At 61.6% G+C, this 12,278-nt stretch carries 8 protein-coding genes and 3 tRNA genes; 4 read left to right on the top strand and 7 right to left on the bottom strand.

Annotation, left to right across the window (positions count from 1 at the left end; all coding sequences use genetic code 11):
* Positions 1 to 125 precede the first annotated feature (125 nt).
* The 5 genes from HMPREF2765_RS05570 to glnA all read right to left on the bottom strand — a co-directional run bounded on the left by HMPREF2765_RS05570 (position 126) and on the right by glnA (position 5,642).
* Positions 126 to 197 (bottom strand) — tRNA-Val (locus HMPREF2765_RS05570).
* 24 nt (positions 198 to 221) lie between these two features.
* Positions 222 to 292: transfer RNA gene (locus tag HMPREF2765_RS05565), tRNA-Cys, on the bottom strand.
* Positions 293 to 339: 47 nt separating this feature from the next.
* Positions 340 to 412 (bottom strand) — tRNA-Gly (locus tag HMPREF2765_RS05560).
* A gap of 376 nt (positions 413 to 788) precedes the next feature.
* The gene (locus tag HMPREF2765_RS05555) at positions 789 to 4,142 is read right to left on the bottom strand and encodes a bifunctional [glutamine synthetase] adenylyltransferase/[glutamine synthetase]-adenylyl-L-tyrosine phosphorylase (protein WP_210390885.1); all 3,354 of its coding nucleotides are present in this window, start codon (positions 4,140 to 4,142) and stop codon (positions 789 to 791) included.
* A gap of 159 nt (positions 4,143 to 4,301) precedes the next feature.
* Complete coding sequence (glnA, locus tag HMPREF2765_RS05550) at positions 4,302 to 5,642, bottom strand: type I glutamate--ammonia ligase (protein WP_049362897.1); 1,341 nt, start codon at positions 5,640 to 5,642, stop codon at positions 4,302 to 4,304.
* A 422-nt stretch (positions 5,643 to 6,064) separates the two neighbouring features.
* Between glnA and HMPREF2765_RS05545 the strand changes: the two genes are divergently transcribed.
* Both HMPREF2765_RS05545 and panB read left to right on the top strand, forming a co-directional pair.
* A complete protein-coding gene (locus HMPREF2765_RS05545; RefSeq protein WP_070604607.1) occupies positions 6,065 to 7,927 on the top strand; it encodes a geranylgeranyl pyrophosphate synthase in 1,863 nt (620 codons plus the stop codon).
* A 66-nt stretch (positions 7,928 to 7,993) separates the two neighbouring features.
* A complete protein-coding gene (panB, locus tag HMPREF2765_RS05540; protein ID WP_070604605.1) occupies positions 7,994 to 8,908 on the top strand; it encodes a 3-methyl-2-oxobutanoate hydroxymethyltransferase in 915 nt (304 codons plus the stop codon).
* A 163-nt stretch (positions 8,909 to 9,071) separates the two neighbouring features.
* On the opposite strand, the gene HMPREF2765_RS05535 is transcribed toward panB, so the two are convergent.
* Positions 9,072 to 9,329, bottom strand: a complete 258-nt coding sequence (locus tag HMPREF2765_RS05535) for a hypothetical protein (protein ID WP_080975013.1) — start codon at positions 9,327 to 9,329, stop codon at positions 9,072 to 9,074.
* A gap of 259 nt (positions 9,330 to 9,588) precedes the next feature.
* On the opposite strand from HMPREF2765_RS05535, the gene map reads away from it, so the two are divergent.
* Both map and ppgK read left to right on the top strand, forming a co-directional pair.
* Positions 9,589 to 10,500: a type I methionyl aminopeptidase gene (map, locus tag HMPREF2765_RS05530; RefSeq protein ID WP_049350342.1), complete on the top strand. Its 912-nt coding sequence runs from the start codon at positions 9,589 to 9,591 to the stop codon at positions 10,498 to 10,500.
* Between the two features lie 112 nt (positions 10,501 to 10,612).
* Positions 10,613 to 11,464, top strand: a complete 852-nt coding sequence (gene ppgK, locus HMPREF2765_RS05525; protein ID WP_012903794.1) for a polyphosphate--glucose phosphotransferase — start codon at positions 10,613 to 10,615, stop codon at positions 11,462 to 11,464.
* A 185-nt stretch (positions 11,465 to 11,649) separates the two neighbouring features.
* On the opposite strand, the gene nrdR is transcribed toward ppgK, so the two are convergent.
* On the bottom strand, positions 11,650 to 12,105 hold the full coding sequence (nrdR, locus tag HMPREF2765_RS05520) for a transcriptional regulator NrdR (RefSeq protein WP_005506525.1): 456 nt from the start codon (positions 12,103 to 12,105) through the stop codon (positions 11,650 to 11,652).
* Positions 12,106 to 12,278 lie beyond the last annotated feature (173 nt).

The following is a 12,278-nucleotide window of genomic DNA, read 5'->3' as shown; positions in this document are numbered from 1 at the left end:
CAGGGTGCCCGAAGCGAAGCGAGGGCGGGTCCCCTGTAGGAACAAGGAGGGCACCATCCCTCCTAAACCAAAACTAAAAAGTTAAACACAAAAGCCCTGATTCCGAAGAATCAGGGCTTCATTTGTGCGCGATACTGGGATCGAACCAGTGACCTCTTCCGTGTCAGGGAAGCGCGCTACCGCTGCGCCAATCGCGCTCACAAAACAGTTGTTTTGTTGCGAGGTGAGGACGGGATTCGAACCCGCGTACACGGCTTTGCAGGCCGCTGCCTAACCACTCGACCACCTCACCGCATACGCTCCACGAGGGAACGCGTTCGAACTCTTGGAGTCCTTACGAGCGGTTGACGAGACTTGAACTCGCGACATCCACCTTGGCAAGGTGGTGCTCTACCAACTGAGCTACAACCGCATATCAGCGTATTCAATTTGAATCATGACGAGGAGTTTTTCGCTCCGTCGTGCTGACAGGTAAATACTATACGGGGTTTTTGAGTGTTTGCCAAATCCTTTGCAGAATGCCTTGTGTTCCGCATGTTTCCGGGGCAGAACGGGGTATTTGGGCTCGTTTTTGAGGTGCGCGAGCAAAATTTATTTTCATGGTGCCGGTCACATTTTTGGGGTTTTGGGGTGGTTACTGTTCCCGTGAGGGCAGCAGCGGGCACACGATGTCCTCCACGATGTCTGCAGAACGTCCGCAAAATTTTTTCAAAAGAGAACGAAAAAGAGAGGCGGGGAGCCAAAATTGGTTCCCCGCCCCTCCCCCATGAATTCCGCGCCTGTGATTTTTAGAGTTCTTCGAAGAAGAGGCGTTCGTAGACCTTGCGGGCGTTGCGGGTTTGGCGCAGGTAGTCCTCTTCGAGGGCGCGTGCACTGCCGGCCGGGTATCCGCACCAGCGGGCGATTGCTTCCAGGTCGGCGCGTCCCGAGGGTAGGGTGTCGGATTGGCGCACGCCGCGCAGTACGTTGCCGCCGCGGATCTTCGTGGCGAGCAGCCAGGCGCCACTGAGGATTTCAGCGTCCGCGGCTTCGACCAGCCCCGCCTCAACCGCGGCGTTCAGCGCCTTCAGGGTGGAGGTGGTGCGCAGCCCGGGCACGGCGTGCGCGTGGCGCAGCTGTACGAGCTGGACCAGCCATTCCACGTCGGAGAGTCCGCCGCGGCCGAGCTTGAGCTGGCGGGTGCGGTCGGCGCCGTGAGGCATGCGTTCGTTTTCCACGCGCGCTTTCATGCGGCGAATCTGCTGTACCTGTTCGGGTTCAAAAGCTGCCGGGTAGCGGTACGGGTCGATGAGCTCCACGAAAGCACGTCCGAGCGCCTCGTCGCCCGCGATGGGGCGGGCGCGGGTGAGCGCCTGGAATTCCCAGGTTTCCGCCCAGCGTTCGTAGTAGGAGCGGTAGGAGTCCAGCGAGCGCACGATAGCGCCCTGCTTGCCTTCGGGGCGCAGGTCGGCGTCCACTTCGAGGGGCCGTTCGGCGCGAATGGCGGGCTTGACGGGCTGCTTGAGGAGCGTCAGGGTGCGGTTGACGATTCGTGCCGCCTGTTCCTGTGCGGCGTCTTCGTCGGGCCCGTCGAGGGGTTCGTGGACGAACATGACGTCCGCGTCGGAGCCGAAGCCGTTCTCGGCGCCGCCGAGGCGGCCCATGCCGATGACGGCGATGCGGGTGAGTAGCTTCTCCCCCGCTGTCTCCTCAGCTTCGGCGGGTTCGGCGCCTTCCGGTGCCGTTTGGAGTTCACGCAGGGCAATCTGTAGCGCCGCACCGATCGTGCACTCGTCAATGGCGGCAAGACCGGCGCAGGTGTCCTCAATGTCGACGATGCCCAGGGTCCAGCCCATGGCGGTGCGCAGGGTTTCGCGGCGGCGCAGGTAGCGCACGGCGCGCATCGCCTCGGCGGCGTCCGCGTGGCGTGCCAGCAGGGAGGAAATTTCGGAGGCGAGCGCTTCTTCCCCCAGTGGTTTGAGGTCGGCGACCTTGTCCAGCCAGGCGATGGAGGCGGAGGCGTCCTCAAGCAGGTCGGTCATGGGGCGCGAGCTGGAGAGTAGCTGACTGAGGCGTTCGGCGGCTGCGGGTGAGTCGCGGAGCATGCGCAGGTACCAGCTGGTGCTGCCGAGCGATTCGGAGACGATGCGGAATCCGAGCAGGCCGGCGTCCGCGTCCACGCCGCGGGCGAACCAGCCCAGTAGCACGGGCATGAGGTGCCGCTGAATGTCTGCACTGCGGGAAAGGCCCGTGGTGAGTGCCTTGATGTGGCGCATGGCGCCGCGCGGGTCGCGGTAGCCGAGGGCGGCGAGGCGGTCCTGTGCAGCCTGCTCGCTGAGCACCACTTCGTCGCGGCTGAGCGTGGAGACGGCGGCGAGCAGCGGGCGGAAGAAGATCCGCTCGTGGAGCGAACGGACGTTCCGTTTAATTTTCTGCCACGCCTTGAGCATCTGCTCGGCGGAGAGCGTGCCGTTGCGTTCCGGGGAGAGAATCGAGCGGGCAAGAGCGCGCTGTTCGGCTTCCTTCTCGGGCATCAGGTGGGTGCGGCGCAGCTGCTGCAACTGGATGCGGTGCTCCAGTACGCGCAGCTTCTTGTAGTCGCGGCTGAACGCTTCGGCGTCGGTGCGGCTAATGTAGCTGACGGCGGTCAGCGCCGCGAGAGAATCCACGGTGGACTTGGTGCGCACGGCGGGGTCAGTTCGACCGTGCACGAGCTGCAGCAGCTGCACGGTGAACTCAATATCGCGCAGGCCGCCCGGACCCAGCTTAATCTGGCGGTCTACCTGGTGTGAGGGAATGTTGTCGGTCACGCGGGCGCGCATCGCCTGCACGGATTCCACGAAGGATTCACGGCCGGCGGACTCCCACACGAAGGGGTCAATTGCGCGGGCGTAGCGGGCACCCAGCTGCGCCGAACCGGCGATGGGACGCGCCTTGAGCAGCGCCTGGAACTCCCAGTTTTCCGCCCAGCGCTTGTAGTACTGAACGTAGGATTCGACGGTGCGAACGAGCGGGCCGTCCTTGCCTTCGGGGCGTAGGTTCGCGTCGACTTCCCAGAGGGCGGGTTCGGGTGCGGGGCCCATGATGGCGCGGGTGAGGGCGTGCACGAGTTCCGTGCCGATGGTGGAACATTCGTTCTCGGTGAGCTTGAGCGGGGCGCTCTCCCCCTCTGCCCCGGCATGAGGCGCGGCGCCAGCGGCGGCGGGTTCCACGGGCGCAACCACATACACCACGTCAACGTCAGAGATGTAGTTCAGCTCGCGGGCACCGCACTTACCCATACCGATAATCGCCAAGTCCAGGGCGTCTACGGCTTCGCCTCGGCGAGGAGCCGCCAGACCGGGCCCCAGTCCCTCCGCTACTTCGGTGCGCGCAATAGCGAGCGCGCCCTCCAGCGCGGCGGCTGCCAAATCGGCGAGGTGACGACCGATGGTGGGCATCATTTCGACCGGGTCTTCACAGCACACGTCGAGCAGGGCGATGCGCGCCAGGGCGGCGCGGTAGGCAACGCGCAGGGTCACGTAGCCGTCTTTGCCGGTCTGTTCGGCGGCAGCGCGCGGACGCTCCGCGTGGGGGTCGGCGCCGAGGGCGGTGAGGATATCGCGGCGGTAGGGGGTATCCAGCGGTGCGATGGGGGTCAGGAATTCCCCGTCGGTTTCCGGCAGGATTGACGCCGGGTGCTGGGAGCGAATCAGCGCGCTCTCAGCCGGGTACACCTGCGTGTCGAAGAGCGGATCGATGAGCTCGGGGCGGCGGTAGAGAAAATCGCCAATCGCCTGGGATGCGCCGAGCAGTCGGTACATGCCGAATTCTTTGTCGCCGCGGTTGGCGCGTTCGGCGACCGCCGGGTGCTTCTCGATGAGACGCACGAGGGCGGGCAGGGCAATATCCGGTGAGGGTGCGAGGCGCAGCCCGGCAAAGAGCGCATCCTGCGAGACGTGCTTCAGTTCGGGTGCGTTGAGCCAGCGTTCTGCCTTGGACGGGTCGTGGAAGCCGGTGGCAATCATGCGGGTGTGCAGGCGCAGCTGTGCTTTGCGTTCGGCTTCGGCGCGCTGTTCGTCGTCGAGCGCATCGGGGGCGATGTCGGTCAGCGGCTTGGGTTCTTTGGCGGGGTCAACAATGCGGATGAGCCCGGTGACCGGGTAGTGAGAGCTGTCAGTCATAGCGTGAGAACTGTGGGTAGAGAGTATAAATTTCGGCGGGATAAAAAGCGATGCTGATACACCTGTGGGCGGTACCCGCCGGCGTGTTACCGGTAGCGGGTACCGCCCTGAGGCTGTCAGCGCTCACTCATCCTGTGAGGAGGTGAGAGGATCCAGCCGTTAGAGGATTCCGAGGTTGTGCTTGAGCTCGTAGGGGGTCACCTGAGCCTGGTACTGGTCCCAGTCGGCGCGCTTATTGCGCAGGAACTGCTCGAAGACCTGCTCGCCCAGAACCTCCGCCATGAACTCGGATTCTTCGGTGATATTGATGGCTTCACGCAGGGACGCGGGCAGCGGGTTGTAGCCCATGGCGCGGCGTTCGGCGTTGGTCATGGCGGCGAGGTCTTCGGTCACGGCGGGCATGAGCGGGTACTCGTTTTCGATACCCTTCAGACCGGCGGCGAGAATCACCGCGTAGGCGAGGTACGGGTTCGATGCTGAGTCCAGGCCGCGGTACTCGATGCGGGCGGACTGCATCTTGTTCGGCTTGTACAGAGGCACACGCACGAGGGCGGAGCGGTTGTTGTGGCCCCAGGAGACGTAGGAGGGTGCCTCGCCGCCGCCCCAGAGGCGCTTGTAGGAGTTGATGAACTGGTTGGTGACCGCGGTGAATTCGGGGGCGTGCTTGAGCACACCGGCAATGAAGTGGCGTGCGGTCTTGGACAGCTGGTATTCGGCACCGGCTTCGAAGAATGCGTTGGTGTCGCCTTCGAAGAGGGAGAAGTGGGTGTGCATGCCGCTGCCGGCGTACTTGGTGAAGGGCTTGGGCATGAAGGTTGCGTACATGCCGAGCGAGTAGGCGACTTCCTTGATGACGGTGCGGAAGGTCATGACGTTATCGGCGGTCTGCAGGGCGTCGGCGTGGCGCAGGTCGATTTCGTTCTGTCCGGGGCCGGTTTCGTGGTGGCTGAATTCGACGGAGATGCCGACTTCTTCGAGCATGGTCACTGCCTTGCGGCGGAAGTCCTGCACGATGCCGCCGGGGGTGTGGTCGAAGTAGGATTCGTGATCCACGGGCACGGGGAATCCGTCGGCGCCGAGCTTGGAGGATTCGAGCAGGTAGAACTCAATTTCAGGTGAGGTGTAGCAGGTGAAGCCCATCTCCGCTGCCTTGTTGAGCACGCGCTTGAGCACGCCGCGGGTGTCGGAGGCGCTAATCTCACCGTCGGGGGTGAGCACGTCACAGAACATGCGGGAGGTGTAGTCTTCCTCGCCGCGCCAGGGCAGGATCTGGAAGGTGGAGGGGTCCGGCTGCAGCAGCATGTCAGATTCGTAGATGCGGGAGAAACCCTCAATCGAGGAGCCGTCAAAGCCCAGGCCCTCATCGAAGGCGCTTTCTACTTCAGCCGGTGCGAGCGCAACGGATTTGAGGGTGCCGACCACGTCGGTGAACCAGAGGCGGATGAAGCGGATGTCGCGCTCTTCGATGGTGCGCAGTACAAATTCCTGTTGGCGGTCCATGAGTTGCCCTCTCGGTGCGGGCGCGCATCCGCGTGGTACCCGTCTGCGGGTGGCGGAGGCGCGCTAAATTTGCTGCCGAGGTGAAGAAGACCCTGTTGCGGAAGGCCCTGCATGTCCCTTGGGGTTCCAAGGGGGTTGCGGCGGGTTGTGTACCAGCGGTGCTGGCGCCTCCTTGCCCCGGCGTGTGTCCTGTTGTTATCTAGCCTATCGGGTTCTGCTGTGCGTCGCGCGGGTGGAAGGTTTCGTTTGTGTAAATTCTCTTTTCGTGCGCCTCGGTAGATCAGATTCTGGGCGATGCGAGGAGGGGCGCTCCCCCACTTTTTCTGCGGTGTGGGTTTTACTCAGATGCCAAGCAGGTTCAGATACCTAGCATATGACGGTTCTCGGGGCGGGGAGCGGGGTCGCCTTGCGATAATGGGAGTATGCTACATTCCATTCTTCCCTCGACTGTGCAGTTTCCGTCGGAGCAGTTTCCATTGGCGCAGCTTCCGTTGGCGACCAGCATCGTGGCGGCTGACCCCACCGGTTTAGAGTGGCTGCTACTCATTGCGGCACCGGTTGTTTTCTGCGTTGTTTACCTGGCGTGCATTATGGCGATTGCGGCATTTGGCCCGCTGGTCATGAGGAACAACAAGTCTGGCGGCACAACCTATCTGCTGGACCGCCCCTCCCGTGTGGCGTTTAGGACTCGCACCGTGGCGCTCTTTGCGGTGGTGGGTGCGTTTGTAGAGCTTCTTTGGCTCGGTTATACAGGTCGTTTGGGGTCGAGCGCGGCTATTCCGGTCATTATTTTTAGCTGGTCGTGGAAGTACACTTTCTTCTTCTTGCCGCTTCAGGTAATTCGTTCCTGGTATGTTCACGCAAGCCGCGGCAAGTATGATGCGCTGTCGGCTGAGGGTGCTCAGCGCCGTGAGAAGCTGAACCGTAAGAGCGCCTACGAGGTGTCGAAGATGATGCAGCGTAACCCGCAGCAGTTCGCGATGAGCAAGGAGCTGCATACGCTGGCGCGCGGTCAGAAGATTGCGGGTGTACGTCCGTTCCAGAATCTTGACGAGGCGGGCAAGAAGCGCCGCACGAACTATACGGTGGAGCTGGCTGTGGCGCTCATGCAGGCGCGTGCCATGAACCCCGGCAAGCTTCCTTCGGAGGCGTTCGGTGAGAGCATCCTGGGTATGGGCGTTGGCATTGCTTCTAATCGGGCGGTGGAGCAGACCTGGCTGACTCTGTGCACGGAGCGTGTCAACGCGCCGGATGCACCGAATTACCCGGATTCGCTGTACCCGGTTGCGGCTCGTTTTTCGCTGTTTACCACGATGTCGCTGTTGCATCCGGTGATGGGCCGCCCCTATTCACCATTTACTGCGCCGAATGCGCGCCGTTTCGTGCCCCGTGATTTCTCGGCGGATACTGTGCTGTTGAAGACTGAGGAGCTGGGCAAGAAGGCTCTGGCGCAGAGCGCTATTTTCCGTCAGATTCATGAGCGTCTTTTGCCGTTGCATCGGCAGCAGCCCCAGCTGGTGGATGGCCGCGCCCTGGCGTATTGCGGTGCCCTGCTGGTGACTGTGGCGAAGGCGGAGGCGGAGAGCCAGCGGTTGACGAGCCAGATTCTGGCGGCGGCTGCTTCTGAGCGTGGCATCCTGTCCTTTGGCGTGTTCTCGCAGATCTCTGAGGATTATCAGTGTGTTCAGCGTCTGCTGAATCTGATGGTGAAGGCGACCGCCGACGTTGAGCGTTTTATCAACGCTGTGGAGGCGCTGGTGCAGATGCATTCTGGTCCGGTTCAGCCTTCCGGTATCGCGTACGAGAAGGTGCAGATGGAGTACATCGCTGCTCTTCTGGACGTTATTGTCTTCTCTTCGCACGCCCCGCTTGCCGGTTCTATTCAGGCGTCTTACGCCCTGCTGAAGGCAGACTATGAGGCGTTTACTTTCAACACCACCGATGAGCTGAGCCGTAGCTACTGGTTGCAGTACGCGAAGAACGCGGTGAGCGCCTGCGATACGGGTCTAGCTCAGGGCTACGAGGGTTTCTTCGGCGCTGATGATGCAACAAAGACGGCTGATGCGGCGAGGACGGCGTGGGAGTCCTACGCGGAGGACGTCGTGAAGGAAGTCTGCACCTACTCGATTACGCAGCTGTATTGGGATGCGCTGGTGCAGCAGGCGCTCATTCAGCGCGATTTGCCGCGTGAGTTTAGTGATGCTTCTTCCGCTATTCCGGAGCTGATGAATAAGAACGCCGCTGCGTCGTTCCCGACCTACTACATTAACCTCATCTGGAACTAGGCATAGTTGTTCCCTCGTGGTGGGCGGTACGCCAGGTTGGAGCCGTGCAGGGTTAGAATAGTCAGCATGACTACTGAGCGTTCTTCCGAGATCTCTTCGCCCTACGCGGCACAACCTGCCGCTACCTCCGCGGCTGCTCCCGCGACTGCTTCTGCATCGAAGCCTTTTGACCTGGACACCGTCAAGAAGGTGCGTACCGTTCACCTGGCTCAGGCTAAGGCGACCGGTCAGAAGTTCTCCATGCTGACCTGTTATGACGCTCTGACGGCGCAGATTTTTGATCGCGCCGGCGTCGACATGCTGCTGGTGGGTGATTCAGCGGCGAATGTGGTGCTCGGCTACGAGTCCACCCTGACCATTACCCTGGATGAGATGATTCCTCTGGTTGCGGCGGTTTCCCGCGGTGCATCCCGCGCCATGGTGGTCGCTGATCTGCCGTTTGGTTCCTATGAACGATCCCCACAGCAGGCGGTGGCGAGCGCTGTTCGCCTGATGAAGGAGGGCGGCGCGCACGCGGTCAAAATTGAGGCGGATGCCTCGATGGCTGAGTGGGTTCGTGCCCTGGTGCGTACCGGTATTCCGGTGGTGGCGCATGTTGGTTTCACCCCGCAGTCGGAGCATGCCCTGGGCGGTTTCCGTGTGCAGGGCCGCGGTGATGCGTCTGAGCGTGTTCGTGAGGATGCGGTAGCGCTGGCTGAGGCTGGCGCTTTCTGCGTGCTCATGGAGATGGTGACCGCTCAGACTGCGCAGCTGGTGGATGAGGCTGTGGGCGCTGTGCCGACTATTGGTATTGGTGCATCGAATGTGACGACCGGTCAGGTGCTGGTGTGGCAGGACATGATGGGTGTTCGTTCCGGTCGCGTGCCGCGTTTTGTGAAGCAGTTTGCGCAGGTCGGCCAGGTCATGGAGGATGCTGCGCGTGCTTATCGTGAGCAGGTTCGTTCGGGTGAGTTCCCGGCGGCTGAGCACACTTTTGAGTAGGCTTTAGCCTGAGAAAAGGCTTATGAAGAAAGCTTGAGAAGAAAGACCCCCGTATCCGGTGCTCCGGGTGCGGGGGTCTTGCTGTATCTGTTTTTCTGCCTCTTTTAGATGCCTCTATTAGAGGCATACGTGCAGAACGTTCGCTGGGCTTTAGAGCAAGGCTTTAGAGCAGGCCGCCGTCCTTTTCCCAGGCGTCGTTGCGTTCGCGGGCGCGGTCCATGGCGTGTGCCGCCTCCTCGTAGGTTTTGAAGGGGCCCCACAGGGAGGTGACGGCGCTCTGCTGGCCGCGTTCAACCTCGCCGGTTTTGAGGTTGTACCAGTACTCTTCGGGGTGCGGGCTGGTGGCTTCGGTCGCGGAGTTCAAGGTCTTTTCGACCGCCGATTCGATGGCTTCGCTCAGGCGGTTTTTCTTCTCGCTCACGGGTTCTCCTTCGACGGTGAGGGGTTGGTGTTTCTAGCTTCTCACGCGCCCAGGTTCGTTGCAATGAGGCGGGCGAAGCTTCTCGCGGTGTTCCTCCCCTTTTCTCATGTCTTCTCCTCCGCTTCCCGCCGCGCGGTTTTGCCGCTAGGGTGTATGGAATTTTATTCACAATCTGGGAAAAAGGTACGGCTTATGTATCCGCCGCTTTTTAGCGCCCCCGCAAGGGACACAACCCGCCCACGCCCGGTAAGATGAAACTATGTCTTCAACCAAAACGAATACTTCGCATAATCTTCCCGCAGAGCCCGGTCGAGCACCCGTCGGTTGCCTGACCCCCGGACGCGTCACCCCCATGCGCCCGGTCCCCTCGCACATTGTTCGCCCCGAGTACGTGGGTAAGCCCACCGCCAACGAGGGTAACGACTCGAACATGTACACCCCCGAGGAAGTTGAGCGGGTTCGCGCAGCCGGCAAGATCGCGGCAGGCGCCATCGTTGAAGCATCCAAGATTTGCGTACCCGGCACCACCACCGACGAAATTGACGTGCTGGTCCACGAGTACATTTGCGACCACGGCGCGTACCCCTCCACCGTGGATTACCGCGGCTACCCCAAGTCCGTGTGCACCTCCCTGAACGAGGTCATCTGCCACGGCATCCCGGACTCCACCGTGCTGGAGGACGGCGACATCCTCAACCTGGACGTCACCGCATACCTGGACGGCATGCACGGCGACACCAACAAGACCCTGCTCATCGGCAACGTGGACGAAGAGTCCCGCCTGCTAGTTGAGCGCACCGAGGAGTCCCTGAACCGTGCGATTAAGGCTGTGAAGCCGGGTCGCCAGATTAACGTGATTGGTCGCGTCATTGAGAAGTACGCGGCACGTTTCGGTTACGGCGTGGTTCGCGACTACACCGGTCACGGTGTGGGTCGTGAGTTCCACTCGGGCCTCATCATCCCCCACTACGATGCGGCACCCGCCTACGACACCGAGATTCGTGAGGGCATGATTTTCACCATCGAGCCCATGCTGACCCTCGGCACCATCGAATGGGACCTGTGGGATGACGACTGGACCGTGGTCACCCGCGACCGCAAGCGCACCGCGCAGTTCGAGCACACCCTCGTGGTGACCGCTGACGGCGCGGACATCCTCACCCTGCCCTAAGTTGTTGTCTTAGGCATCTAAGTTTTACGGCTAACCTGCCGGACCATCTATTCATTATCACTCGATAGCGCAGATATGTTCCTCCGCTCAGGCGAAGGAAAGAAAGGAAATCATGGCTAACTACGCTGAGCCCGGCCTCATCAACGACCTGCCCGAACCCACCCCCAAGGACCTGCAGATTGGTGTGGACATTGGAGGCACCGGCATTAAGGGCGGCATCGTCGACCTGCGCACCGGTAACCTCGTTTCGGACCGTTTCCGCATTGACACCCCCAAGCCCGCAACCCCCGCCGCTGTGGCTGAGGTTGTACGCCGCGTAGTCGACGAGCTGCAGGGTCGCGACCTGGCACCGGACCCCGAGTCCGCTGTCGGCATCGACTTCCCCGCAGTGGTGAAGAACGGCATGGTCTTCTCCGCAGCTAACGTGGACGATTCCTGGATTAACACCGACCTGGAGCAGGTCATGAGCGAGGCGCTGGGCGGCCGTACCGTCTACGGTCTCAACGATGCTGACGCAGCCGGTCTGGCTGAGGCAACCTACGGTCAGGGCCGTAACCGTGACGGTCTGATTGCTGTCATCACCCTGGGCACCGGCATCGGCTCCGCCCTCATCAACAACGGCGTGCTGATCCCGAACACCGAACTGGGTCACCTGGAGATTGACGGCCACAACGCCGAGTCTCAGGCTTCCGCGCGTGCCCGCGAGGTGCACGAGCTGTCCTGGAAGAAGTACGGTAAGCGCCTGTACCGCTACTTCGACCACGTTCAGATGCTCTTCTCCCCCGACCTGTTCATCATTGGCGGCGGCATCTCCAAGAACCCGGAGAAGTTCATGCCCTACTTTGAGGACCACATCCGTACCCCTATGGTCATGGCTGCCCTGCGCAATAACGCCGGTATTGTGGGCGCGGCGCTGTGGGCTGGCGGTATGCTGCCTGAGCGTCAGCGCCGCGGCGAAGCGTAAGATTTACTTCCCGCTTTACCCGCGGCCGCGTCAGCGCTGCGGCGAAGCGTAAAGTGTAGCTACGGCTAAAGGGGCTGTTCCTGAGATAGTTATCTCGGGAACAGCCCCTTTCTGTGTGCCAACCGCGCGTATAGCAGCGGCTGAGCTCATGAGCTACTGGGCTAGATAGTTACTCATCTAGCTAGTTACTGGGCAATGCGGTCCTCACGCAGACGGGCAATTGCCTCTTCAAAGTCCTCAAGGTTCTCGAAGGCCTGGTACACGCTCGCGAAACGCAGGTAGGCGACCGCGTCCAGCTTCGACAGCGGCTCCAGAATGGTCAGGCCCACCTCGTGAGCGTTAATTTCCGCTAGGCCGCGGGCACGAATCAGCTCCTCGACCTCCTGGGCCAGCTTGGCGAGGTCGTCCTCCCCCACGGGGCGGCCCTGGCAGGCCTTGCGCACGCCGGCGGCAATCTTGGAGCGGTCGAAGGGCTCGGTCACGCCCGAACGCTTAATCACCGAAATGGTGGTGGTTTCGACCGTGGTAAAGCGGCGAGCGCAGGAGGTGCACTGACGGCGGCGGCGAATGGCGGCGCCGTCATCGGTGGTGCGGGAGTCGACAACGCGCGAATCGGTGTGCTTGCAATAGGGGCAGTACATGCGTTTCTCCTTGGCTGGGCGCTCGGTGTGGCGCCCGTATATACAGCGCTCAAGAATATTTATACCCATTCTAACGCGATAGACGGCGGTTGAGCCGAATAGTGACGTTGAATATACGCAAATATACGCTCAGGGTGGACTCCAACGTTTAAGAACGTTCGGAATCCACCCTG

It is taken from the genome of Rothia sp. HMSC062H08 (assembly GCF_001810775.1).
Classification (GTDB): Bacteria; Actinomycetota; Actinomycetes; order Actinomycetales; family Micrococcaceae; genus Rothia.
This window is presented reverse-complemented; position numbering and strand designations above follow the sequence as displayed.